Source organism: Litoreibacter roseus (genome assembly GCF_009811795.1).
Taxonomy (GTDB): domain Bacteria; phylum Pseudomonadota; class Alphaproteobacteria; order Rhodobacterales; family Rhodobacteraceae; genus Litoreibacter; species Litoreibacter roseus.
The window spans coordinates 252941-278066 of record NZ_BLJE01000004.1; the positions used below are offsets into that span (position 1 = coordinate 252941).

Genomic DNA, 25126 nt, shown 5'->3' on the forward strand with positions numbered 1-25126 from the left:
GATGGGGGAAGACTGGACAGCGTCAGACGACGCTGTCGAGGCTGAAATCCAATCGCGAAGGCGAAAACGCACGTTCGTCTCACTTAACCGTTCGCCGCTCGCTCGTAAGATCATTACATTCAATTTGCTCGCACTCATCGTTTTGGTTGCGGGCGTTCTCTTTTTGAATCCGTTCCGAGACAGTCTGGTCATCCAGAGGCAGGCGGGCTTGGTTACAGAGGCTGAGCTTATCGCTGATGTTTTCGAGGCCCAGCTTCCCGTTGCTAGGGCAGAAGACTTCTCAGAACCAGGCAACCAAGCGCTGGAAGACACCCTGACTGGTCTCGATATCTCGGCTGATGTCGAGGTCTATGTTTTCAACACGTCCGGGACCGTGGTCGCGACGACCCGCGGTAATCCGGCAAAGCGGAATGTGGCACTCGAAGCCCTGCAGAACGATCCCACCGGCACGCTGATTACTGGATTTCTGAATTCCGTCTGGGCCTCAATCTCGGGCGTCCTTGGATCGACCGAAGTCGTTTTGCCCAACCTGGATGGTGAGAAAGAGGTACGCAGCCTTCTGGACGCGGCCCTCGCCGGGGAAACCACACTTATTGATGGCCAAGATGGAACTGGCGGCAGCATATTTTCTGTGGCGACCCCGATTGAGGCTGGCGGCGTTCCTATCGGTGTTGTCGCCCTAACGACGGTCGCGGGCCAGATCGACATGCTGGTCCGGGCAGAGCGTGAGCAGGTCTTGCAGATGTTCGTTATCGCAATTCTGGTTTCAATCGGTCTGTCTCTCGTTTTGGCCAGTACGATTGCCAACCCCCTTTCGGATCTGGCCGCTGCCGCCGAGCTTGGTCGCGACAAGAACGTGCGCAAAATGAGCCCTAGCCGGGTTCGTATTCCTGATTTGACCGGACGGCCCGACGAGATCGGACGTTTGAGTGGCGCTATGCGCGGGATGGTGTCCGCACTCTACGAACGGATCGATGCGAACGAGCAGTTCGCGGCTGACGTCGCACACGAGATCAAGAACCCTCTGGCCTCTATGAGATCGGCTGTTGGAACGATGCATGTCGCAAAAACAGTCGAGCAGCGCGAACGGCTTCTTGAGGTGATCGAACACGATGTGCGCAGGTTGGATCGGCTCGTCAGTGACATCTCAAACGCGTCTCGGTTGGACAGCGAACTGGTCAAAGAGGATGAAGAACCGTTCGACTTGATGAAAATGATCAACAACCTGACGGAGTATTTGGGACAGCAAGCTGCTGAAAAGGGTGTTGAATTCATCAAGGACGTTCCAAAGGAACCGATCGTCATTCAGGGCTTAGAGGCGCGACTGGCTCAAGTTTTCGTGAATTTGATCACAAACGCTACGTCCTTTTGCGAGGATGGCGACGCCGTTCGCGTCTGGGCGCGGCGGCGGGATAATCGCGTTTTGGTGGTCGTCGAGGATACCGGGCCGGGCATTCCCGATCAGGCGCTGAACAAGGTGTTCAACAGGTTTTATTCCGAGCGACCGGAACAGCAGTTTGGCAACCACTCCGGTCTGGGCCTCGCCATATCCAAACAGATTGTCGAGGCCCATGGCGGCGTTATCTGGGCCGAAAATATCCGACCAACGGACGCTGATCTGACCTCTGAGCCGCTGGGCGCGCGGTTCGTTGTAGGTCTCCCAACCTGACATGCTGACGCGACAGGGACCTGTTGCGAGCGACATCTCTAGCATAACTATGCATGGAACGGCAGTTGCGCTGGACGGACACGCAGCCATTCTCAGAGGACCCTCCAGCAGTGGAAAGTCGTCGCTTGCCCTACATCTCATGGCGCTTGGGTGCGACCTCATCTGCGATGATCAAAGCGAGGTTCTAAGCGACAGCGGGCATCTGGTTGTCCGACGTCCGATCTCTTTGCCTACCCTGATCGAAGCGCGCCACTTTGGCCTCATCGACGTCCAACAGTCCTCACCGGCGCGCGTGTCACTCGTGGTCGATATGGTGATCGCCGAAGACGCGCGGTCGCCGGAAGACCGCACTTGCGAAATTCTGGGTCAAAATGTCCCGCTTAAGCAAAGAGCCGATACCTTACATTTCCCCTACGCGCTATTTCACTATCTGAAGAGGCAATCGATCTTGGCAATGGATATGGACAGATGAGCGAACCAATCGAGCAACGTGTGGTGCTCGTTACAGGACCGTCGGGTGCTGGACGTTCGACAGCGATTGGTGCCCTTGAGGATTTTGGATTTGAAGCGATTGATAACTTGCCGCTGTCGTTTATTCCCAGAATTCTGGACGGTCCGGCACCAGAGCGGCCGCTTGCGCTCGGGGTGGATGCGCGGACCCGTGATTTTGACGCCAATGCTCTCTCTGATTTGATTGGGCGGTTTGAGGGCTCGCCGGACCTTCACATTGATCTTCTCTACATAGACTGCCGTCCCGACGTGTTAATCCGACGTTTTTCCGAAACCCGTCGGCGGCATCCTTTGGCAGATAGCGGATCTCTGCAGGACGGGATTGAGCGGGAACAGTTGATGCTGGGTGATCTGAGATCGCAGGCCGAGTTCCTGATCGATACATCCGACCTAAGCCCACACGATCTCAGAGCAGAACTGGCAGACTGGTTTTCAAAGCGCGATAGTCTGCAACTTTCCTTGTCGATCCAGTCATTTTCCTACAAGCGCGGCGTACCGCGGGGGGCAGATATGGTTTTCGATTGTAGGTTTTTACAAAACCCTCATTGGGTTCCAGACTTGCGGGCGCTGACAGGACAGTCAGACGAGGTTGCAAGCTACGTTTCAAGCGATCCGCGCTTTGCATCTTTTTTCGACAAGATCGAAGCTCTGATGATCGATTTGCTTCCGGCTTTTCGCGAGGAAGGAAAGTCCTACCTTACTGTTAGTTTCGGATGTACAGGCGGAAAGCACAGATCTGTTTCCGTCGCGGAAATGCTTGGCAGAGCCCTTGCAAATAAGGGGTGGCAAGTGTCTATACGTCATCGAGAGCTTGAACGGCGCGTTTGATGCAGCGCGCGGGGACCGTACAAGGGACACAGACCGAGTGATAGGGATCGTTATTGTCGCGCATGGCGGACTCGCAAGGGAATATCTTGCGGCAATCGAGCATGTGGTGGGTGCGCAGGATGGTATTCAAGCGATCACCATTGAGGCAAATCACGATCGGCAAGCCAAACAGGACGAAATTTGCGAGGCTGCGGACGATGTCGACACGGGCGATGGTGTCGTGATTGTCACCGACATGTTCGGTGGGTCCCCGTCCAACCTGTCGCTTACGGCGTGTAGTCCGCGAAATCGCCGTATTTTATACGGTGCCAACCTTCCGATGCTGATTAAGCTGGCCAAGTCCCGTGGCCTAGAAGTTGATCAGGCCGTTGACATGGCAGCAGAAGCGGGCCGAAAGTATATAAGCAGTTTTAACGGGCGTGCGGGTCATGGCTGAGCAGGTCTGCAATATTATTAACGAAAAGGGGCTTCATGCACGTGCTTCGGCGAAATTCGTCGAAGTGGTCGAGACATTCGACGCTCAGGCCACAGTCAGCAAGGACGGCATGGACGTATCGGGTGACAGCATTATGGGGCTTTTGATGTTAGCCGCATCTCGTGGTACTCAAATTTTGGTAAAGACCCGCGGGCCTGATGCAGATGCTCTGTCAGTGGCGTTGGCCGAACTGGTTGCCAACCGGTTCGGTGAAGAGATGTAGACCCCGGTGGTCGAGCTCAGCACGCACGACGACCAATCGGACAGCACTGAGCAAAGTGACGATCCGGTCTACGTTCCTTATGACAAACGAAATCTGTCCTACGCGAATACCTTCGTAAATCCATGGAAAGCCAACACTATTCGAGTGATGGAGTGGCTCACTGGTAAACTTCATCTGCTTCGACTGATCCGCAAGTTCGAACGTGGAGGTGTACAATTTGGCCAAGGGTTTTGGCGTGACGCGCTTGATGTGATGGGGATCGAGCTTCAGACACCGCTTGAGCAGATTCAGAATATTCCGAAAACGGGGCCCGTCATCATTGTTGCCAACCATCCCCATGGTCTTGTGGACGGTATGGTGCTTGCCGACCTGATCGGTCGCGTCCGGACGGACTACAAGATTTTGACCCGATCATTGCTCACTGGCGTGAACGCGATCGACCAATTCATGATTCCCGTACCGTTCCCACACGAAGAAGATGCGCTGAAGCAAAACCTGGAAATGCGCCGCGCCGCGATGGAGCATTTGGGAAATGACGGTGTGATCGTTTTGTTTCCCTCTGGTGTTGTTGCCACGTCCGAAACGCCCTTTGGTCCTGCCATCGAAGCAGACTGGAACCCGTTCACCGCGAAGATGATCCAAAGATCCGGCGCCACGGTGGTGCCGATCTTTTTTCCAGGACAAAATTCGCGCTGGTATCAGATCGCAAACCGAATCTCACCGACCTTGCGCCAAGGGCTTCTGATCTACGAAGTGCGGCATGCTCTGTACAAACCACAAGCCCCTGTGGTCGGCGAACCCTTCGCCGAAGAAGACATCAAGAGATGGTCGAGCAATCCTCGCGGCTTTGTGTCATGGCTTCGCGAGCAGACGGTCGCGTTGAAAAACCAAGCCTAGCGCGTTGGAACGGGCGGATCCTGCCGGTAGTCGTAGAAGCCTCTCTTCGACTTGCGGCCCAGCCATCCGGCCTCGACATATTTCGTCAGCAAAGGGCACGGCCGGTATTTCGTGTCGGCAAGGCCATCATGCAGGACGTTCATGATCGCGAGACAGGTGTCCAGCCCAATGAAATCCGCCAGCGCCAATGGACCCATTGGATGGTTGGCCCCCAGCTTCAGTGAGCTGTCAATGGACGAAACACTCCCTACGCCTTCATAGAGCGTGTAGACGGCTTCGTTAATCATCGGCATCAGAATGCGATTGACGATGAAAGCCGGGAAGTCTTCGGCACTCGCGGCGGTCTTTCCAAGGCGATCAACAACGGCAAGGCAGCTTTTGAATGTTTCCTCGTCAGTGGCGATACCCCGGATCAGCTCGACCAGCTCCATGATCGGTACCGGGTTCATGAAGTGGAAACCCATGAATTTCTCCGGGCGATCCGTACGAGATGCGAGTCGCGTGATCGAGATCGAAGAGGTGTTCGATGTCAAAATAGTATGCGGTGCGAGATGCGGCATCAGGTCTTCGAAGATGGCTGTCTTGATCGTTTCGCGCTCGGTTGCGGCTTCGATGATCAGATCGCTCTGGCCCAAATCGGGAAGCTTGAGCGTTGTAGAAATCCGCTCAAGCGCTTCCTGACGCGCATCGGTAGTTATCTTTTCGCGCGTGACCTGACGCTCTAGGTTGCCTTCGATTTGGCGAACGGCCGCAGACAGAGCGTCTTCAGAAATATCATTGAGAATAACGTTATATCCGGAAAGCGCGAAGACATGCGCAATGCCGTTGCCCATCTGACCCGCGCCGACAATGCCGACTTTTCCGATCTCCATCACACCACGCCTTTTTGGTAAATCCGTGGGAAGCATAGGACGCCGGGAACAGGGCACGCAAGGCCTCGGAACGCCCAAAATTCTTTTCAAATTATCCATTTAGCAATTTGGCAATCCATCGGAGTCAAATTGCTCTGGTGTGAGAAAAATGAGGTGGGAAAATGGCCTACGAAGGAATGAACGAAAGTCCACTGGACTATAAGCTTTGCCTATATGGGCAATCGAAAATCCTATTTCGCGGCCCGCGGAAGGATCTCAAGAAACCCTATCACGCCTTTCTGGGCGGAACAGAGATGTTCGGGAAATACATCGAGAAACCCTTTGCCAGTCTGGTTGAGGATGAGCTTGGGACCCAAGTCGCGAACTTTGGTGCGGTGAATGCAGGAATAGATGCCTTCGTGAAGGATCCGTCCCTTTTGAAGATCTGCGACAATGCGAAAACGACCGTCATTCAAGTGATGGGCGCCCATAACATGTCGAACCGTTTCTACTCGGTTCACCCACGCCGGAATGACCGGTTCTTGAAAGCGTCAACGTTGTTCCAGACGATCTTCAGAGAGATCGATTTTACGGAGTTTTCGTTTACGCGGCACCTGCTGATGACGTTGAAGTCAGTTACCCCGGAAAAATTCTCGGCCGTCGAGGATGAGCTCAAGGAGGCTTGGGTTGCGCGAATGCGCTTTATGCTGCGCAACATTGCCGGCCAAAAGGTCTTGTTATGGCTGCGGGATAAGCGCGAAGGTGGGATGTTTGCTGATCAACCTCTTGGTCAAGACCCGCTGTTTGTGGACGCTGACATGATCGACGAAATCCGTGAGATGGTTGACGGGATCGTTGAGGTTGATGTCACGAATTCCATGGCGAAACGTGGCACCTTCGGGATGATGTTCCCACAACTCGAAGCCGCCGCAGCGGAAGAGATGTTTGGGCTCGACATCCATGACGTGATTGCAAAGAAATTAGTCAAGGCACTCTGAATAAGAAAGGCCCGCAGAATTGTCTGCGGGCCTTCTAAATCTGCATAACCTTCCTGAAAACGGATCAGAGCTTTTCGATCAGCTCCGGCACAGCATCAAAAAGATCGGCGACAAGTCCATAGTCGGCAACCTGAAAGATCGGGGCCTCCTCATCCTTGTTGATGGCGACAATAATCTTCGAGTCCTTCATGCCAGCAAGGTGCTGAATCGCGCCTGAAATACCGACAGCGACATAGAGATCCGGGGCCACGACCTTACCGGTCTGACCAACCTGCCAGTCGTTCGGCGCATAACCCGAATCGACCGCTGCCCGGGACGCACCGACTGCTGCACCCAGCTTGTCAGCTAGTTTTTCGATCATGGCGAAATCGTCTTCGGACCCGACGCCCCGACCACCAGACACCACGATGCCTGCGGATGTGAGCTCGGGGCGATCGCTTTCAGCCACCTTGTCCTCGACCCATTCCGAAAGATCGGGATCATTGGCAGCGTCTATCTTTTCGATCGGTGCGGAGTTGTCGTCGCCAGCCGCATCAAAGTTCGCGGTCCGCGCGGAAATCACCTTGACCGCGTCCGTGGACTGAACAGTCTGGATCGCGTTCCCAGCATAGATTGGGCGCTCGAATGTATTGCCGTCTACCACAGCCGTGATGTCTGAGATAACCATCACGTCCAGCAGGGCCGCGATCCGCGGCAGTAGGTTTTTTGCATCGGTCGTTGCTGGTGCGACGATGTGTTCGTAATCGCCTACAAGGCTTACAACCAGATCAGCAGCGGGTTCAGCTAAGCGATGGCCGTAAAGATCATGTTCTGCACAAAGGACCTTTGAAATCCCTGCGATCTTAGAGGCGCTTTCGGCAGCGCCCGAGCATGACGCGCCACAGCACAGCGCTGTCACATCGCCCAAAGCGGTCGCTGCAGTGACCGCTTTGGATGTCGCATCGACGTTGAGTTCACCATTTGTGACCTCTGCAATAAGAAGAACAGCCATCAGATAACTCCCGCTTCGTCTTTCAGTTTCGCAACCAGTTCATCGACGGACGCCACCTTTACGCCAGCTTTGCGTGCTTCCGGTTCTTCTGTTTTCACCACTGTCAGACGCGCTGCAGCATCAACGCCGTAATCGGCGGGTGTTTTCTCGTCCAAAGGCTTTTTCTTTGCCTTCATGATGTTGGGAAGCGACGCATAGCGCGGCTCGTTCAACCGAAGGTCAGTCGTGACAACTGTCGGCATCTTTACCTTGATTGTCTGCAATCCACCATCAACCTCGCGGGTCACGACCGCGCTGTCGCCGTCGATATTGACCTCATTTGCGAAGGTGGCTTGGCTCCAGCCCAGCAGCGCTGCGAGCATCTGACCCGTGGCATTCATGTCATTGTCGATGGCTTGCTTGCCGCAGAGCACCAATCCCGGCTGCTCTTCATCAACAATCCCCTTCAGGATTTTGGCAACTGCCAGCGGCTCTATATCCGTGTGCACGTCGTCGGCCGCAACGATCAGGATCGCCCGATCCGCGCCCATGGCAAGGGCCGTCCGCAGTGTTTCCTGAGCCTGCTTCACACCTATGGAAACAGCAACAATCTCATCCGCTTTGCCCGCTTCTTTCAGCCGGATGGCTTCTTCGACAGCAATCTCGTCGAACGGGTTCATGGACATTTTGACGTTGGCAAGATCAACACCGCTGCCATCCGCCTTCACGCGGACCTTCACGTTGTAGTCGATCACGCGCTTTACGGGTACGAGGACCTTCATCGGCGGTATCTCCCTGATAAACACGTCGCCGGATGGGCGACAAATAGACTGCAACAGGGTGTAGCGAAGCTATTTCGCCGGAAACAGTGAAAAATCGACGCGTTTGATGAAAACGACGCCGCGTTTTGTCTCCCTTCCTGCGCGCCGGGTTGCTGATCGGCGACTTAACGGTTTGCGCCAGGCACCCACAAAACGTCATCCTTGCCGTCGTTATTGGCGATGCGGGAGGCCACAAAACACCAGTCACTGAGCCGGTTGAGATATTGAACGGCGGCGGGGTTGACGTTTTCCATCGTTGCAAGCTCAACGGTCAATCGCTCGGCGCGGCGAGAGATGGTGCGGCACATATGAAGGGCGGCGGCCAAGGGTGATCCGCCAGGAAGTATAAAGGACCGGAGTGGCTCCAACGCATCATTCATCGCGTCGATCTCGGCCTCGAGGCGATCTACCTGGGTGCTCAACATGCGCAGGGGCGGATATTCTGCTTCGGCGTCCTTCTCCATATCCGGGCGGCAAAGATCAGCGCCAAGATCGAAGAGATCGTTTTGAATTGCGGACAGTTGAATGTCCATTTCACCCTCTGCATGCAACCGGGCCAAGCCGAAGGTCGCGTTCGCCTCATCGACTGTGCCATATGCATTGACCCGCATGGAATGCTTTGCGACCCGCGCGCCGTTCCCGAGGGCCGTCTCGCCCGCGTCACCTGTCTTGGTGTAGATCTTGTTGAGAATGACCATCTACGCGCCCCCCATGCGCCGAAAGAAAACAAACGCCAAAATCAGTGCGACAGCGACAGCTTGCGCCACGATCCTGTAGCGCATCAGACGGTTCGCGTGCTTGCGGTTGAAGTCGCCGCCCTTCGCAAATCCGCCGATGCCGAGCAGCAGAATGAAAAGCACAACGCCGCAGGCCAGTGCGGCAATGAGAAATAGAGGGTCGTTCGCCATATCATAGTCCTTCGAAGGCTTATCGCCGGTATAGGGGCAGACCTAGCGGAGCTTTTCGAAAAGGCGAACCGCAGCCGGCCGATCAGATGCGGGACAAGACCCAGTCCAGACCTCGCGTGGATAAAATGCGGCGCAAAAACCCGATCACATATGTCGGCGTCGTCACATAGTATCGCGGACGCGGACGCGGGCTGTCTACGGCATGAAGAAGCTTCTTTGACACGGCAGATGCGGGTAATTCAAACTGATCCGGGCCGGACGACGGCTCATAGAGACGCTTCAACAGGGTGCGTTCATACTGGTCCTTGCGTGGTGACGCCTTCCAATCGATCCAGCGCTCGAAATGCGGAATTGAATTTTCTCGGATTTTCGAGGTGACCGGCCCAGGCTCTATCAGGATGACATGTATGTCTGTGCCCCGCATCTCCAGCCGGAGTGTGTCGGTGAGACCTTCCATGGCAAATTTTGTCGCGTTGTAGGCCCCGCGCCAGCGCATGACAGCCAATCCCAAAACAGAGGAGCAATTGACAATCCGCCCATGGCCCTGTGCCCGCATGATAGGAATGATTTGCCGGGTCAGTTCATGATACCCAAAGAGGTTTGTTTCAAAGATTTCGCGGAGTGCCTCGGTTGGTAAGTCCTCGACCGCGCCGGGGCAGCCATACGCCCCATTGTTGAAAAGGGCGTCCAATGTGCCGCCTGTGCGCGAAACGCACTCCGCGACCGCTGCGGTCATGCTATCGGTGTCCGTGTAGTCGAGTGGGAAGCTTTCAAGACCCTCGCCACGAAGTCGCGCGCAATCGGGCTCCGCCCTGCACGTTGCAAAGACCTGCCACCCGGCATTTTTCATGAAATGAGCGGCATCATAGCCGATGCCGGACGAACAGCCCGTTATAAGGATGGATTTCTGTGCCATGTGCACTGCGTAAACGACATCAGAAACGTTCGCGAGATGTCTGTCACGTCCGGCGGATAAAGTTGGGCGCGTTGCTCGGAAAGCAACAGGCGCGGAGGCCTATTGAGACTCTTCTTGCGGAATGAACATGATCACAGGGCGTGCCTGTTCTTCTGTTTCGGTGATGTCGGATATCGCGGCAACCGGTGTCGCTGATGGCAGAGGCGTTTCGGCAGGTTGCGGCGCGGCAGGTTGGACGGCGACCACAATCTTCGCCTCGACCGGTTCGGTCACTGCGGGAATGACCGCAGCCTCTTCGACCGACGCGTCGATCTTTGCGTCGCTGAATAAAACCAGTGTGACGTAAATTGCTGCACAGAGGCAGGCGACCCATTTGAACATCTGAACCCTCCCGGGTTGAAAATCCTCGGGCTTTGAGACTAAAGCGAAGAGAAGGCAAAAATACGGCAATTGAACCAATTTTTCCCTGCTTTACCTACCTGAGCCTCAGCGCTACACAGCATCTATGGTCGAAGCGAACGATAGCCCCCAGATGGAGATTGCGGAACCTTTGCGGCGCGCAATTGGCGATCGCTATTTGACCTATGCGCTGTCGACAATCATGCACCGAGCCCTGCCGGATGCGCGGGATGGATTGAAACCTGTGCATCGTCGGATTCTCTATGCAATGAGCCGCCTGAGGCTGAATTCCGGTGGCGGATTCCTGAAATCTGCTAAGATTAGCGGCGATACGATGGGTGATTTCCATCCTCACGGAGATGCCGCGATTTATGACGCGATGGCGCGTTTGGCGCAGGATTTCAATGTCCGCTATCCGCTGGTGGACGGCCAAGGCAACTTCGGCAATATCGACGGCGATAACCCCGCGGCCTCGCGCTACACCGAAGCGCGCATGACGACTGCGGCGGAGGCTTTGCTGGACGGACTGAATGAGAATGCCGTCGATTTTCGGGACAATTACGACGGCAGGTTGGAAGAACCGGTCGTTCTGCCCGCGACGTTTCCAAATCTGCTTGCAAACGGATCCTCTGGCATTGCCGTGGGCATGGCGACGAATATTCCACCTCACAACATCGAAGAGCTATGCAACGCCTGTCTTCATCTGATCAAGGCGCCCAACGCACGCGATGAAACGTTGCTGGACTACGTGCCTGGCCCCGATTTCCCGACCGGAGGCACGATAGTCGAGCCACGTGAGAATATCGCGGAGGCCTATCGCACGGGTCGTGGATCCTTCAGACTGCGCGCCACGTGGTCAGTCGAAGATCTGGGGCGCGGTCAGTGGCAGATTGTCGTCACGGAGATCCCTTATCAGGTGCAGAAATCTCGCCTGATTGAGAAAATCGCAGAGCTTATTCAGACCAAGAAGATACCAATTCTGGCGGATGTACGTGACGAGTCCGCAGAAGATATTCGCGTTATCCTCGAGCCACGCTCCAAGAATGTCGAGCCGGACGTGCTTATGGGCATGATGTTCAGGAATTCCGATCTCGAGGTGCGGTTCTCGCTCAATATGAACGTCCTAATTGATGGCAGAACGCCGAAGGTCTGTTCACTTAAAGAAGTGTTGCGGGCGTTTCTCGATCACAGGCGCGACGTTCTTCTAAGGCGCAGCCAACACCGCCTTGATAAGATTGATCACCGGTTGGAGGTGCTCGAAGGGTTCATTCTCGCCTTTCTCAATCTGGATCGGGTTATCGACATCATCCGCTACGACGATGATCCGAAATCCGCGCTCATGTTCGAAGACTGGTCATTGGACCATCCCCGTGCCCGGTCGGAGAGCGACTACAAGGGACCGCGCGCAAGGGACGGAGAGCCCTCGCTGACGGAGGTTCAGTCTGAGGCCATTCTGAACATGCGGCTCAGATCGCTGCGGCGCCTCGAAGAGATGGAGTTGCGGCGCGAGCGAGATGAATTGATGGCCGAGCGGGCTGCCCTCGAAGATGTGTTGGAAAACGAAGAGACACAGTGGAAGAAGATTTCCGAACAGTTGCGCGAGACCCGAAAGCTGTTCGGTCAGGCCCATGAATACGGCGCAAGACGCAGCCAGTTTGGCGAAGCCACTGAGGTGGCCGATGTTCCGTTGGAAGCAATGATCGACCGGGAACCGATCACGATTGTCTGCTCCCAGATGGGATGGATCCGGGCCATGACAGGTCACATCGATCTGGCGCGTGAGTTGAAGTTCAAGGATGGTGACGGTCCGCGTTTCATTTTCCATGCGGAGACAACGGACCGGCTGTTGGTGTTCGGTTCGAACGGGCGTTTTTATACGCTTTCCGCGTCCAATTTGCCCGGCGGGCGCGGCATGGGTGAACCGCTGCGATTGATGGTCGATCTGCCAAACGAAGCTGAGATCATTGATTTGTTTATCCACAAACCGGACCGCAAGCTGCTCGTTGCGTCTACGGCGGGCGACGGCTTCATCGTGCCGGAGGCGGAAGTTGCCGCACAAACGCGCGCCGGCCGTCAGGTTTTGAATGTGAAAGACAACACCCGCGCCGCGATCTGCGTTCCAGCGGATGGCGATCATGTCGCGATCGTTTCTCAGAACGGAAAATTCCTTGTGTTCCCGATGTCTGAACTGCCCGAGATGGGCCGAGGCAAGGGCGTCAGGCTGCAGAAGTATAATATGGCGCGCGGGAAGCAGGGCTCGCTTGAACTGGATGGCGGTCTCTCGGATGTCACGACCTTCAACTGGTCAGACGGCCTGTCCTGGTCGATGGGCGGTGGTAAAACTCGGCATGAACCTGACCTAACAGAATGGCTTGGAAAACGCGCGGGCGTGGGCAAGCGACCGCCTTACGGTTTCCCACGGAGCAACAAGTTCACCTAAAGCTTTCCTGAAATCCTGCGCGCAGCGTTTTGTAGCGATTGCGCGTAATACGCGTCTTGCGTATCAAGGTAGAAACAAAAAAAGAGCGGACAGGGTATGGGCTACATCAAAACATTCTTAGCGTTGACACTGTCCTGTTTTGTGCTGACGGCCTGCGGAGTTAAAGACCCGGACGCCACCCGTGATCTCAATTTGGGAGATTTCAGATTGGGCCACAACATCGTGGTCACAAAGAACGCGCGGAAGATCGGACCGACGCGCGAGGCAACCGCAGAGGAATGGGAAACCTTGCTGGAAGGCGAAATCGAAAAACAGTTTGGCGGTTATGAGGGCGATAAACTCTATCATTTGGGGATCAACCTTGATGGCTACGCACTGGCTGTTCCGGGGGTGCCTGTGCTTTTGTCACCGAAATCGGTTCTCGTGATAAGCCTGACGGTCTGGGACGACGCAGCTGCCAAAAAGCTGAACGAGCCGCCCCGGCAATTGACCATCTTCGAGCAGCTTGACGGTGGCACGGTCTTTGGGTCCGGCATTACCCGTGACCGCGAAGAACAGATGAATAACCTTGCAACCCAGATGTCTGCTGCGATCGGCAGATTTCTAGTGGCGAATTCAGAATGGTTTGGCGTGACGCCCACAGAAGAAGATCGCGCCGCGGCAGAAGAAGATGTTCTGAAAATTCCAGACAACCTGCCGGACGGCGCCACCGATGCCGATGTGCCTGCCACCTAGGGAATATCCAACTCCCGCTTGATTTTCTCCAGCATCCTGAATAGGTACCGCGCGATGTGAAATCGGGGTGTTCGTCGCCCCCATAATCATAAGGCGCCCAAAGGTATGGCTAAGGAAAAGTTTGAACGTACGAAACCGCATGTGAACATTGGCACGATTGGTCACGTTGACCATGGCAAGACGACGTTGACGGCTGCGATTACGAAGTATTTTGGCGACTTCAAAGCGTATGATCAGATTGACGGCGCGCCGGAAGAGAAAGCGCGCGGGATCACAATCTCGACGGCGCACGTGGAATACGAGACCGACACGCGTCACTATGCGCATGTCGATTGCCCCGGCCACGCCGACTACGTGAAGAACATGATCACCGGTGCGGCGCAGATGGACGGCGCGATCCTGGTTGTGAACGCGGCTGACGGCCCGATGCCCCAGACCCGTGAGCACATCCTTCTGGGTCGCCAGGTTGGCATCCCCTACATGGTCGTCTTCATGAACAAAGTGGACCAGGTTGACGACGAAGAGCTGCTTGAGCTGGTCGAGATGGAAATCCGCGAGCTTCTGAGCTCCTACGAGTACCCCGGCGACGACATTCCGATCATCGCGGGCTCCGCTCTGGCGGCGATGGAAGGCAACAAGCCCGAGATCGGCGAAGAGAAGATCCGGGAGCTGATGGCGGCGGTTGACGAATACATCCCGACGCCTGCACGCGCCGTGGACCAGCCGTTCCTGATGCCGGTCGAGGACGTGTTCTCGATCTCCGGCCGCGGGACAGTTGTGACCGGTCGTGTCGAGCGCGGCGTGATCAACGTGGGCGACGAGATCGAGATCGTGGGCATCCGCGACACCAAGAAGACGACTTGCACGGGCGTTGAAATGTTCCGTAAGCTTCTGGATCGTGGGGAAGCCGGCGACAACATCGGTGCGCTTCTGCGCGGCATTGATCGGGAAGGCGTGGAGCGCGGCCAGGTGCTGTGCAAGCCAGGTTCCGTGAAGCCCCACTCCAAGTTCGAGGCCGAGGCCTATATCCTCACCAAGGACGAGGGTGGCCGTCACACGCCGTTCTTCGCCAACTACCGCCCGCAGTTCTACTTCCGGACCACGGATGTGACAGGTACGGTTCAGCTGGCCGAAGGCACCGAGATGGTGATGCCGGGCGACAACGTGTCGTTCAAGGTGGAACTGATCGCCCCGATCGCGATGGAACAAGGCCTCCGCTTCGCCATCCGCGAAGGCGGACGCACCGTCGGAGCAGGCGTCGTCTCAGGCATCATTGAGTAAAAAGCGAGTGGCCCTGAAAAACGGGCCGCCACACAAAAATAAAGGCCCCCAACTTGGGGGCCTTCTTTGTTCTTCTAAGCGGTTGCTTAGTTGTTGTTCATGATCGCTTCGATGCGGTCTTTTTTAACGCCACCGGATTCGTCGCCGTCCAGAACGTTCTTGATCTGAGCAACTTGGCTCAGGGACAGTTCGTTCAGGCTGGATGTGTCGATACCCAACTCATTGAAAGAGTTGTAAAGCGCGCCGGTCAGCATGTCATAGCCTTGGTTGGCCGAAGACTGCGCCAGAGCTGGTGCAGCAAATGCGAGCGTGGTTGCAGTCGCAAGAGCAAGCAGTTTCGTGTTCATGGTCTTTCCTTTCAAAGTTCACCTTCACTGTGCCGCCTCGTTTTCCCGGGGCTGGCAAAGTAACCATGCGGGACCCTAGCGTGTTGGTAAACACACTAAAAGCTCACAGGCACTCACGCGAAAGAATAGTTGAATTGAAACTCAAATCCACACCCATGCGCGTGAATAGGAGAATTATTTGTTTTTTCTGCAGAAATATTGCTTTTTGGTCGCTAAATCGCCTTTTCCCTTCTGACATAAAATACCAGATATGTGAGGAAGGCGCTTTATTGCAGAACTTCACAAGGTGGTGGAGCGACCAGATATCCTCAAACTTGGACATTTAAGTCACGGCTTTCTGTTTTCTCGTTCTGTAGTGCTCGCGAATCCCTTTGAGGCAAATGGCCTGTCGTGCAAGAAGAGCGCTTGCAAAGATGTGGGCGCTTTCGTAATCACATCGCATAGTGCAGGGGCTTAGCTCAGTTGGTAGAGCATCGGTCTCCAAAACCGAGGGTCGTGGGTTCGAGTCCCTCAGCCCCTGCCATTTTTCATTCAACGATTTTTAACCCGACATAAGGGTCTGATCGGTAGATCGACGCCATGAAATATGTGGCCGACATCATATACAACACCCGCGAAAAGCTGACGCTGGATCTCTACTTGCCAGACAGTTTGAGCGCGCCCGCCTGTATTCTTTACGCTGGCGCGGCGGAGTATCAGGACGATAACGGATCACAGATTGACGTGATTTATCTTGCCGATGCCTTTACCAGCCGCGGTTTTGCTTTTGCTGATGTCAAGTGTCGCAGACGGATTACTGCGAATGACCTTTCCAGCGCTGATGGACGCCGCGTTGCCGAGTACATTTCGCGTTCTTTGGAGGCGGGGATGCAAATGGACGAAAGGCTCTTCGGTCCCGGCTATATCGCCGCCATGCGGGATATTTCCGGCGCAATTGACTTCCTTGTAGAGCACGGTCCGTCACTTCGACTGACGTGCTCCGGCTTTGGATTGCTCGGCGTTGGGGCTGGTGGTGTCGCTGGTTTAGGGCTGGCCTTCCCGCCGCAAGATCTAGAGGACCGCTTTCGTGCACCGGACGTCATTGCGACCTTTGGTGCTGCATTGGCACAACCTTGGCGCATCAGTGATGCGGCACCGCCTTGCCTTGTTTTCCATGCAACCAACGATGATCTGATGCCGATGCGTGACGTTGAATTCATGAAAAAGCGGGCCAAGCGGAAAAATGCGCCGGTCGAGTTTGCTCAAGGGAATGCTGCGCATTTAGCATCCGAAATAGAACGCGCTATGGACCATTTCTCCATGCTTTTAGACGTGGGAAACGAGTTGAAAGAAGCCGGTTAAATCTCTTCCCCTTTCTTAAGCAGCCGGTCGAGCAACTCTCGCTGCAAAGCGCCACTGTCCCCGCCACCAAAAGACAGCGCGCCGCCGGTAAAGAGCGTGCCGTAAGTCCGCGCCAGATTAACGGTCTGGCCCAATCCAGATATGAATTGGGTCTTTTCCAATGCAGCAAGCGGATGTATGAATGTTGCCCACAATTGACCTTGTGCAATGGCATATCGGGCGTCCAGCGCTGTGTCAAAATTCGCCTGCAACACACGCTCCATCTCTTCCGGTGTCATATCGTCTGCACCACGAATGGGCACAATCGCCCGCATGCGATCTGCGGCGACATCGGTCACGACGATTACCGGAACATCCTCGATCGTCATCTGGAACTGACGGCCATTCGTTTTCGAAGCCGGATCAAGTGTTGTGATGATTTCGGCCAAGCGTAGAAGCGTCATAGGAGGCTCAGATATTTCTTCGTTGCCCTGCGCCAAACCTGCTGTCGTCATACCTAAAAGGATCCACAGCGCACCAAAAATCCGAACCATATCGTATCTCCTAAATTGTATTGGATCTCACGCTAGGTGCATTTTGTATTTCACGCCACGCAAGCTTCGGTGATAAGTTTTTCAATGACGAAGGCTTGCAAAACTGGCAATCGGGTCGTATTTGCCGCCGGTACAGCACAGACAGGGCGAAACATATGGCGATCACCAATCCGGCACAATTCATCCAGCAAGTCCGCGCTGAGGTGTCGAAGATTGTATGGCCCGGTCGGCGTGAGGTTGTCCTGACGACGGTCATGGTGTTCATCATGGCGGCACTTACGGCGCTCTTCTTTTCGCTGGTTGATTTGGGCATCCGTAGTGGACTGAACGGGCTCTTCGGCCTGTTCTAAAACCCCTGTAGCCAGACCGATGACGGCGCGCTGCTCAAGGCAGATTTTCAAAATTTGAACCTGAAAATAAGGTCTTTATGCCTTGAATTCATTTGGTGAGAGGCGTAAAGCGACCGCTCATACGGAAGCAAGGCGCGTATCGATTCGGGATGCGCGCTGTTTTCGTTTCGGCGGGGCGTGTTTAACTCGTTGATGGAATTGGAAATTACCGGCTTGGTCGGGTAGGGCAGAGGGCGAACGCAAGATGGCAAAACGGTGGTACTCGGTCAGCGTTCTCTCGAATTTCGAGAAGCGGGTTGCCGAACAAATCCGTCAGGCCGTTGAAGATGAGGGTCTTCAGGACGAAATCGAAGAAGTTCTCGTCCCAACGGAAGAAGTGATCGAGGTGCGTCGCAACAAGAAAGTGACGGCCGAGCGTCGGTTTATGCCTGGCTATGTACTTGTGCGGATGGAGATGTCTGACCGGGGATATCACCTCGTCAATTCCATTAACCGGGTCACCGGTTTTCTGGGACCGCAAGGTAAGCCGATGCCCATGCGTGATGCCGAAGTGAACGCGATTTTGAACCGCGTCGAAGAAGGTCAGGATGCTCCGCGTTCGACCATTGTGTTCGACATCGGTGAGAATGTGAACGTAACCGACGGGCCGTTTGAGGGCTTCTCGGGCATGGTTGAAGAAGTTGATGACGACAACCAGCGCCTGAAGGTGACGGTTTCGATCTTTGGCCGGGCAACCCCGGTCGAACTGGAATTCACTCAGGTCGCCAAGCAGACTTGATGATCATGTGGGAGGTTTTGCGATCGCGATCGTCGGGCCGGACCACACCAACCGAAAATCTGCACAACGCGTTGTGTAGATGTTGAGAAGAGGAGAGGCCCGATGGCCAAGAAAGTTGCTGGCACGATGAAACTGCAGGTTCCTGCAGGTCAAGCCAACCCGTCCCCGCCCGTTGGCCCTGCACTGGGTCAGCGCGGGATCAACATCATGGAGTTCTGCAAGGCGTTCAATGCCAAGACGCAGGAAATGGAGCCAGGTGCACCGTGCCCGACCGTGATTACTTATTACCAAGACAAGTCCTTCACGATGGATATCAAGACGCCACCTGCGTCCTACTATCTGAAGAAGGCGGCCAAGGTGAAATCCGGCGCAAACAACCCATCCCGCGAAACAGTTGGGACGGTCACATCCAAGCAGGTGCGTGAAATCGCCGAAGCGAAGATGAAAGACCTGAACGCGACTGACATCGAAGGCGCAATGCTGATCATCGCGGGCTCTGCACGCTCCATGGGCATCGAGGTGAAGTAATGGCAAAGTACGGAAAACGCACAACGTCGGCGCGCGCTCAGTTCGAGGGTAAATCCCAGGTTTCGGTCGAAGAGGCTGTTTCGCTGGTCAAGAACAACGCTAAGGCAAAATTCGACGAAACAGTTGAAATTGCAATGAACCTTGGTGTCGACCCGCGTCACGCTGACCAGATGGTTCGGGGTGTCGTCACATTGCCGAACGGAACCGGTAAAACCGTTCGCGTGGCTGTTTTTGCGCGCGACGCGAAAGCTGAAGAAGCGAAAGCAGCAGGCGCTGATATCGTCGGTGCGGAAGACCTGATGGAAACTGTGCAAAGCGGCAAAATCGAGTTTGATCGCTGCATCGCGACACCTGACATGATGCCAATCGTCGGTCGTCTGGGGAAGGTCCTTGGTCCACGCAATCTGATGCCAAACCCCAAGGTTGGGACGGTGACAATGGATGTGGCCGAAGCGGTGAAATCCGCAAAGGGCGGCGAAGTGCAGTTCAAGGTCGAAAAAGCCGGTGTGGTTCATGCCGGCATCGGAAAAGCGTCTTTCGACGAGAAAGCCCTGACCGAGAATGTGCGTGCCTTTGTCGGTGCGGTGTCAAAAGCCAAGCCATCCGGGTCGAAAGGCTCTTATATGCAGAAAGTGTCCCTGTCCTCGACAATGGGGCCAGGCGTCACCATCGATATTTCGTCCGCAACGGGCAACGACTAAAGAGATTTGCTCCGGTTCGCGCCGGGGCAAGTAGCGGGGTGGCAACGCCTCGTTCTGTCCGAGATGGAGGGTTCGAAGCATAGCTTCGCATAATTCCTTCCTGAGATGGGAAACGAGACGAATTTCCGAGGCTTCGACCTCGAGCAATTTTGGCCTCGGGACCCTGATACTGGACCCGAACGCCCTTGCTTGCAGGGGCAAAACTGAGCCGGGGTGAAAGCCCCAAAATTGGAGTGAAACTGTGGATAGAGCACAAAAAGAAAAAGTGGTCGAGGAACTCGGCCAGATCTTTGAAAGCTCTGGCGTTGTGGTTGTCAGCCACTACGAAGGTCTCACGGTTGCTGAGATGCAAGACCTGCGCGCACGCATGCGTGATGCGGGCGGGTCCGTGCGTGTCGCCAAGAATAGGCTCGCCAAAATTGCCCTAGAGGACAAGCCATGCGCAAGCATTGCGACCTACCTCAAAGGCATGACCGTTCTCGCCTATTCCGAGGACCCTGTCGCCGCCGCGAAAGTGGTGAACGATTATGCGAAGGAAAACGACAAACTGTCGATCCTTGGCGGGGCCATGGGGGAGAGCGCGTTGGACGTCGCCGGTGTGAAGGCCGTCGCCGCTATGCCGTCCCGGGAGGAGCTTATCTCTTCCATCGTGGGCTGCATCGGGGCGCCTGCTTCGGGCATCGCCGGCGCAATTGGCGCACCTGCTTCAAACGTGGCAAGCATTCTCAGCACCATCGAGGAGCGCGCAGAAGCTGCGTAATCAACGAGAGACTATCGTGGGTTGTAAACCTTGCGTTGGAACACATCTTAAACGAACGGAAACAGTAAAATGGCTGATCTGAAGAAACTTGCAGAAGAGATCGTCGGTCTGACCCTTCTCGAAGCACAAGAACTGAAAACTATCCTCAAAGACGAGTACGGCATCGAGCCTGCAGCCGGTGGCGCAGTCATGATGGCGGGCCCGGGTGGCGGCGACGCCGGTGGCGCAGCTGCTGAGGAGCAAACTGAATTTGACGTAATCCTGGTCGCTGCTGGCGCACAGAAGATCAACGTCATCAAAGAAGTTCGCGGCATCACAGGCCTTGGTCTGAAAGAAGCAAAAGAGCTGGTCGAAGCTGGTGGCAAAGCCGTGAAAGAAGGCGTCGAGAAAGCCGAAGCAGAAGAGATCAAGGGCAAGCTGGAAGCAGCAGGCGCTGAAGTCGAACTGAAGTAATTGGCCAGGGCCGCAAGGCCTGACCCTTCAAAAACGGCTGGATCCGGGACAATCCCGGGTCCGGCCTTCCGCGTCTCAGAGAGGGCCCCGCATCCGCGCGACCTTCTCTAAGGAGCGGTAAGGTTCGGGAGCGTGCCCGTGGGACGGTGCGCAGGTATGGAACCTGACCCCCTTGATCCAAGTGGAGCGTTTCCCTTCCCCGGGGTGGCGCTGCCCGGGAACCGAAAGGCTGAGACGAGCATGGCTCAAACATACGTTGGTCAGAAACGCATCCGTAAATATTATGGCAAAATCCGCGAAGTGCTGGAGATGCCGAACCTTATTGAAGTACAAAAATCTTCTTACGATCTTTTTCTCAAATCCGGCGATCAGCTGGAGCCGCTGGATGGCGAAGGCATCAAAGGTGTCTTCCAATCCGTATTTCCTATTAAGGATTTCAACGAAACCGCCGTTCTTGAGTTCGTAAAATACGAATTGGAAGAGCCAAAATACGACGTCGAGGAATGTCAGCAGCGCGACATGACCTACTCCGCGCCGCTGAAAGTGACCCTTCGTCTAATCGTATTTGATATTGACGAAGACACAGGCGCAAAATCCGTCAAGGACATCAAGGAGCAAGATGTCTTCATGGGCGACATGCCTTTGATGACGCCAAACGGAACGTTCATCGTGAACGGCACCGAACGTGTGATTGTATCCCAGATGCACCGCTCCCCGGGTGTGTTTTTCGATCACGATAAAGGCAAGACGCACTCGTCTGGTAAGCTGCTGTTTGCCTGCCGGATCATCCCTTACCGCGGTTCTTGGTTGGACTTCGAGTTTGACGCAAAAGACGTCGTGTTCGCGCGGATCGACCGTCGCCGGAAATTGCCTGTCTCTACTCTGCTTTATGCCCTTGGCCTCGATCAGGAAGGCATCATGGATGCCTACTATGACACGGTCGAATTCAAGCAAGTCAAGAAAGGCGGCTGGTCTACGAAGTTCTTCCCGGAACGGATTCGCGGCACCAAGCCTGTCGCTGACATTGTCGATGCAAAAACCGGCGAAGTCATTGCGGAAGCTGGCAAAAAAGTAACGCCACGTGCGGTCAAGAAACTGATCGACGACGCTGATGTTACGGATATCTTGCTGCCATTCGAGGGGATTATCGGCCGCTTTGTCGCGCGTGACATCATCAACGAAGAGACCGGTGAGATCTGGGTCGAAGCTGGTGATGAGCTGACGTGGGAGCTGGACAAGAATGAAGAGGTTGTCGGCGGCACGCTGAAAACGCTTCTCGACAATGGCGTCACCGAAATCCCTGTTCTGGATATCGATAACATCAATGTCGGTCCTTACATTCGCAACACGGTTGCCGTGGACAAGAACTTCGGCCGCGATACCGCGCTGATGGATATCTACCGCGTCATGCGGCCGGGTGAACCGCCCACCGTTGAAGCAGCATCGGCCCTGTTTGATACGCTTTTCTTCGACAGCGAGCGCTATGACCTAAGCGCGGTGGGCCGGGTTAAGATGAATATGCGTCTGAATCTCGACGCCGAAGACACCGTGCGCACCTTGCGCAAGGAGGACATCGTATCCTGCATCAAGGCACTGGTTGAGCTGCGGGATGGCCGTGGTGACATCGACGACATCGACCACCTTGGCAACCGCCGGGTGCGGTCCGTAGGCGAACTGATGGAAAACCAGTATCGTGTCGGGCTTCTGCGTATGGAGCGCGCGATCAAGGAGCGTATGTCTTCGGTCGAAATCGACACGGTCATGCCACAGGACCTGATCAACGCCAAACCAGCGGCTGCGGCTGTGCGTGAATTCTTCGGTTCCTCACAGCTGTCGCAGTTTATGGACCAGACCAATCCGCTGTCGGAAGTGACGCACAAACGTCGTCTCTCGGCGCTTGGCCCAGGTGGGCTTACCCGCGAGCGGGCAGGCTTTGAGGTGCGGGACGTTCATCCAACCCACTATGGTCGGATGTGCCCAATTGAAACGCCGGAAGGTCCGAACATCGGTCTGATCAACTCTCTGGCCACGTTTGCACGGGTCAACAAGTATGGGTTCATCGAGACGCCATATCGGAAAGTCGAAAACGGGCAGGTGACTGACGAGGTCCACTACATGTCCGCGACCGAAGAGATGCGGCACACTGTGGCTCAGGCCAACGCAAATCTGGATGGCGATGGCAAGTTCGTGAACGATCTGGTCAGCACACGTCAGTCTGGCGAATACATGCTGCAGCCAAACGAGAACGTGGACCTGATCGACGTCTCGCCCAAGCAGTTGGTTTCAGTCGCGGCTTCGCTGATCCCGTTCCTTGAGAACGACGACGCGAACCGCGCCTTGATGGGTTCGAACATGCAACGTCAGGCCGTGCCACTTCTGCAGGCGGATGCTCCGTATGTGGGCACCGGCATTGAAAGCGTTGTGGCGACCGATTCAGGTGCAGCCATTCAGGCCTCTCGCGGTGGCATCATCGACCAGGTGGATGCTACCCGGATTGTTGTACGGGTTACCGATGATCTGGAACCGGGCGATCCCGGTGTAGACATCTACCGTCTGCGCAAGTTCCAGCGGTCCAACCAGAACACCTGCATCAACCAGCGTCCGCTGGTCAAAGTGGGTGATGTTGTTGGTCGGGGTGAAGTGATCGCCGACGGTCCGTCCACGGATATGGGTGAGCTTGCCTTGGGTAAGAATGTGCTCGTCGCGTTTATGCCGTGGAATGGCTACAACTACGAGGATTCGATCCTGATCTCAGAACGTATCGCACGTGACGACGTTTTCACTTCGATTCACATCGAGGAATTCGAAGTCGCCGCCCGCGATACCAAACTGGGTCCGGAAGAGATCACACGCGATATCCCCAATGTCGGTGAGGAAGCGCTACGCAACCTTGATGAAGCTGGGATCGTCTATATCGGTGCTGATGTGGAGCCGGGTGATATCCTCGTTGGTAAGATCACGCCGAAGGGCGAAAGCCCCATGACGCCGGAAGAAAAACTGCTCCGCGCGATCTTCGGGGAAAAAGCCTCTGACGTGCGGGATACATCCCTGCGGGTTAAGCCGGGTGATTTCGGGACAGTCGTTGAAGTGCGTCTGTTCAATCGCCATGGCGTGGAAAAAGATGAGCGCTCGCTGCAGATTGAGCGGGAAGAGGTCGAACGCCTCGCCCGTGACCGAGACGACGAAGTCGCGATCTTGGATCGTAACATCTACGCCCGTTTGCAGGGTATGATCCTTGGAAAAACGGCTGTGAAAGGCCCGAAAGGCATCAGGCCGAATTCCGAGATCACGCCTGAGCTTCTGGAAACCCTGTCCCGCGGTCAGTGGTGGCAGTTGGCGCTTGAGGAAGAGACCGAAGCCGCTGCCGTCGAGGCGCTCAACAGCCAGTACGAGGCGCAAAAGCGTGTCCTCGAAGCGAGGTTCGAGGACAAGGTCGAGAAAGTCCGCCGCGGCGACGATCTGCCTCCGGGTGTGATGAAGATGGTCAAAGTGTTCGTGGCGGTGAAGCGCAAGCTGCAACCGGGCGACAAAATGGCCGGACGTCACGGCAACAAGGGTGTCATCTCTAAGGTTGTGCCAATGGAAGACATGCCGTTCCTCGAAGATGGAACGCCGGTCGACTTCTGCCTCAACCCGTTGGGTGTGCCATCGCGGATGAATGTGGGTCAGATCCTTGAGACGCATATGGGCTGGGCCGCACGTGGTCTGGGTCTGAAAATCGACGAGGCGCTCGACGAATTCAAGCGCTCCGGCGATGCGGAACCTGTGCGTGACGCCTTGAAATCCGCCTATGGTGACGAGACCTACGCCGAGGCTTTCACTGACATGCGGACAGAGGATATGATCGAACGTGCCGAGGCTGTGCGCCGCGGTGTGCCGATTGCCACGCCTGTGTTCGACGGTGCGAAAGAAGCAGATGTCAACGACGCGTTGGCGCGGGCTGGTTTCGACGAGTCCGGACAGTCCACGCTGTTCGACGGACGTACAGGCGAGCAATTTGCGCGTCCCGTCACCGTCGGCGTCAAGTATCTGCTGAAACTGCACCACCTTGTGGACGACAAAATCCACGCGCGTTCCACCGGGCCCTACAGCCTTGTCACGCAGCAGCCTCTGGGCGGTAAAGCCCAGTTCGGTGGCCAGCGTTTCGGGGAGATGGAGGTCTGGGCCCTTGAAGCCTATGGCGCGGCCTACACGCTGCAGGAAATGCTCACCGTCAAGTCAGATGACGTGGCGGGCCGGACGAAAGTCTACGAGAGCATCGTCAAAGGCGAGGACAATTTCGAAGCCGGCGTGCCGGAATCGTTCAACGTGCTTGTGAAAGAAGTCCGGGGCCTCGGCCTCAACATGGAACTCCTGGATGCGGAGGAAGAGGGTTGAGGCGGTTCGCGCCTCAACTTCACCCATCCCTAATGTT

General features: G+C 55.6%; 27 protein-coding genes and 1 tRNA gene. 19 read left to right on the top strand and 9 right to left on the bottom strand.

Annotated elements, in window-relative coordinates:
• Position 1: 1 nt before the first annotated feature.
• From KIN_RS17320 to KIN_RS17345, 6 genes are read left to right on the top strand one after another with little or no spacing between them, the layout of a single operon-like run.
• Positions 2-1669, top strand: a complete 1668-nt coding sequence (locus tag KIN_RS17320) for a sensor histidine kinase (RefSeq protein WP_159809614.1) — start codon at positions 2-4, stop codon at positions 1667-1669.
• Positions 1670-1718: 49 nt separating this feature from the next.
• Complete coding sequence (locus KIN_RS17325) at positions 1719-2141, top strand: HPr kinase/phosphorylase (protein ID WP_159809427.1); 423 nt, start codon at positions 1719-1721, stop codon at positions 2139-2141.
• A complete protein-coding gene (gene rapZ, locus KIN_RS17330; protein WP_159809429.1) occupies positions 2138-3007 on the top strand; it encodes an RNase adapter RapZ in 870 nt (289 codons plus the stop codon). The genes KIN_RS17325 and rapZ overlap by 4 nt, the downstream gene beginning before the upstream one ends.
• A gap of 37 nt (positions 3008-3044) precedes the next feature.
• Positions 3045-3443 carry a PTS sugar transporter subunit IIA gene (locus KIN_RS17335; RefSeq protein WP_159809431.1) on the top strand — a complete coding sequence of 133 codons (399 nt, stop codon included), beginning with the start codon at positions 3045-3047 and terminating at the stop codon, positions 3441-3443.
• On the top strand, positions 3436-3705 hold the full coding sequence (locus tag KIN_RS17340; protein ID WP_159809433.1) for an HPr family phosphocarrier protein: 270 nt from the start codon (positions 3436-3438) through the stop codon (positions 3703-3705). Before KIN_RS17335 ends, KIN_RS17340 begins: the two co-directional genes overlap by 8 nt.
• 6 nt (positions 3706-3711) lie before the next feature.
• A complete protein-coding gene (locus KIN_RS17345) occupies positions 3712-4602 on the top strand; it encodes a lysophospholipid acyltransferase family protein (protein ID WP_243144964.1) in 891 nt (296 codons plus the stop codon).
• On the opposite strand, the gene KIN_RS17350 is transcribed toward KIN_RS17345, so the two are convergent.
• Positions 4599-5474, bottom strand: a complete 876-nt coding sequence (locus KIN_RS17350; RefSeq protein ID WP_159809435.1) for a 3-hydroxybutyryl-CoA dehydrogenase — start codon at positions 5472-5474, stop codon at positions 4599-4601. The genes KIN_RS17345 and KIN_RS17350 overlap by 4 nt on opposite strands.
• 161 nt (positions 5475-5635) lie before the next feature.
• Here KIN_RS17350 and KIN_RS17355 point away from each other — a divergent pair, with 161 nt between their 5' ends.
• A complete protein-coding gene (locus KIN_RS17355; protein WP_159809437.1) occupies positions 5636-6451 on the top strand; it encodes a DUF6473 family protein in 816 nt (271 codons plus the stop codon).
• Positions 6452-6515: 64 nt separating this feature from the next.
• Here KIN_RS17355 and KIN_RS17360 read toward each other — a convergent pair whose 3' ends face one another.
• From KIN_RS17360 to KIN_RS17385, 6 genes are all read right to left on the bottom strand, one after another.
• Positions 6516-7442, bottom strand: a complete 927-nt coding sequence (locus KIN_RS17360) for an electron transfer flavoprotein subunit alpha/FixB family protein (RefSeq protein WP_159809439.1) — start codon at positions 7440-7442, stop codon at positions 6516-6518.
• A complete protein-coding gene (locus KIN_RS17365; RefSeq protein ID WP_159809441.1) occupies positions 7442-8203 on the bottom strand; it encodes an electron transfer flavoprotein subunit beta/FixA family protein in 762 nt (253 codons plus the stop codon). The genes KIN_RS17360 and KIN_RS17365 overlap by 1 nt, the downstream gene beginning before the upstream one ends.
• A 164-nt stretch (positions 8204-8367) precedes the next feature.
• Positions 8368-8940 (bottom strand): cob(I)yrinic acid a,c-diamide adenosyltransferase, encoded by a 573-nt coding sequence (locus KIN_RS17370; RefSeq protein ID WP_159809443.1) that lies wholly within the window; start codon positions 8938-8940, stop codon positions 8368-8370.
• Positions 8941-9150 carry a twin transmembrane helix small protein gene (locus KIN_RS17375; protein WP_159809445.1) on the bottom strand — a complete coding sequence of 70 codons (210 nt, stop codon included), beginning with the start codon at positions 9148-9150 and terminating at the stop codon, positions 8941-8943.
• Positions 9151-9232: 82 nt separating this feature from the next.
• Positions 9233-10066 (bottom strand): SDR family NAD(P)-dependent oxidoreductase, encoded by an 834-nt coding sequence (locus KIN_RS17380; protein WP_159809447.1) that lies wholly within the window; start codon positions 10064-10066, stop codon positions 9233-9235.
• Between the two features lie 99 nt (positions 10067-10165).
• Entirely contained in the window at positions 10166-10447 is a 282-nt protein-coding gene (locus tag KIN_RS17385; RefSeq protein WP_159809449.1) for a hypothetical protein, read from the bottom strand.
• Between the two features lie 151 nt (positions 10448-10598).
• Here KIN_RS17385 and KIN_RS17390 point away from each other — a divergent pair, with 151 nt between their 5' ends.
• The 3 genes from KIN_RS17390 (at position 10599) to tuf (ending at position 14921) form a co-directional block, all read left to right on the top strand.
• A complete protein-coding gene (locus KIN_RS17390; protein ID WP_373281676.1) occupies positions 10599-12905 on the top strand; it encodes a DNA topoisomerase IV subunit A in 2307 nt (768 codons plus the stop codon).
• 96 nt (positions 12906-13001) lie between these two features.
• Complete coding sequence (locus KIN_RS17395; protein WP_207710144.1) at positions 13002-13640, top strand: hypothetical protein; 639 nt, start codon at positions 13002-13004, stop codon at positions 13638-13640.
• Positions 13641-13745: 105 nt separating this feature from the next.
• A complete protein-coding gene (tuf, locus tag KIN_RS17400) occupies positions 13746-14921 on the top strand; it encodes an elongation factor Tu (RefSeq protein ID WP_159809453.1) in 1176 nt (391 codons plus the stop codon).
• An 86-nt stretch (positions 14922-15007) separates the two neighbouring features.
• Here tuf and KIN_RS17405 read toward each other — a convergent pair whose 3' ends face one another.
• Positions 15008-15268 (bottom strand): hypothetical protein, encoded by a 261-nt coding sequence (locus KIN_RS17405; protein WP_159809454.1) that lies wholly within the window; start codon positions 15266-15268, stop codon positions 15008-15010.
• Between the two features lie 447 nt (positions 15269-15715).
• On the opposite strand from KIN_RS17405, the gene KIN_RS17410 reads away from it, so the two are divergent.
• Positions 15716-15791 (top strand) — tRNA-Trp (locus KIN_RS17410).
• 200 nt (positions 15792-15991) lie between these two features.
• Positions 15992-16609 (top strand): hypothetical protein, encoded by a 618-nt coding sequence (locus KIN_RS17415; protein WP_159809456.1) that lies wholly within the window; start codon positions 15992-15994, stop codon positions 16607-16609.
• On the opposite strand, the gene KIN_RS17420 is transcribed toward KIN_RS17415, so the two are convergent.
• Positions 16606-17142 (bottom strand): hypothetical protein, encoded by a 537-nt coding sequence (locus tag KIN_RS17420; RefSeq protein WP_159809458.1) that lies wholly within the window; start codon positions 17140-17142, stop codon positions 16606-16608. The two genes, KIN_RS17415 and KIN_RS17420, sit on opposite strands and share 4 nt — an antisense overlap.
• Before the next feature lie 155 nt (positions 17143-17297).
• Between KIN_RS17420 and secE the strand changes: the two genes are divergently transcribed.
• From secE to rpoB, 7 genes are all read left to right on the top strand, one after another.
• Positions 17298-17492 carry a preprotein translocase subunit SecE gene (secE, locus tag KIN_RS17425; RefSeq protein ID WP_159809460.1) on the top strand — a complete coding sequence of 65 codons (195 nt, stop codon included), beginning with the start codon at positions 17298-17300 and terminating at the stop codon, positions 17490-17492.
• Between the two features lie 244 nt (positions 17493-17736).
• Entirely contained in the window at positions 17737-18270 is a 534-nt protein-coding gene (gene nusG, locus KIN_RS17430) for a transcription termination/antitermination protein NusG (protein WP_159809462.1), read from the top strand.
• 102 nt (positions 18271-18372) lie between these two features.
• Positions 18373-18798, top strand: coding sequence for a 50S ribosomal protein L11 (gene rplK / locus KIN_RS17435; protein ID WP_159809464.1), 426 nt, complete (start codon positions 18373-18375; stop codon positions 18796-18798).
• Positions 18798-19499: a 50S ribosomal protein L1 gene (rplA, locus tag KIN_RS17440; RefSeq protein WP_159809466.1), complete on the top strand. Its 702-nt coding sequence runs from the start codon at positions 18798-18800 to the stop codon at positions 19497-19499. Before rplK ends, rplA begins: the two co-directional genes overlap by 1 nt.
• A gap of 241 nt (positions 19500-19740) precedes the next feature.
• The gene (rplJ, locus tag KIN_RS17445) at positions 19741-20259 is read left to right on the top strand and encodes a 50S ribosomal protein L10 (protein ID WP_159809468.1); all 519 of its coding nucleotides are present in this window, start codon (positions 19741-19743) and stop codon (positions 20257-20259) included.
• Positions 20260-20328: 69 nt separating this feature from the next.
• Positions 20329-20712, top strand: coding sequence for a 50S ribosomal protein L7/L12 (gene rplL / locus KIN_RS17450; RefSeq protein ID WP_159809470.1), 384 nt, complete (start codon positions 20329-20331; stop codon positions 20710-20712).
• Positions 20713-20952: 240 nt separating this feature from the next.
• Positions 20953-25089, top strand: coding sequence for a DNA-directed RNA polymerase subunit beta (gene rpoB / locus KIN_RS17455; RefSeq protein ID WP_159809472.1), 4137 nt, complete (start codon positions 20953-20955; stop codon positions 25087-25089).
• Positions 25090-25126: the final 37 nt, after the last annotated feature.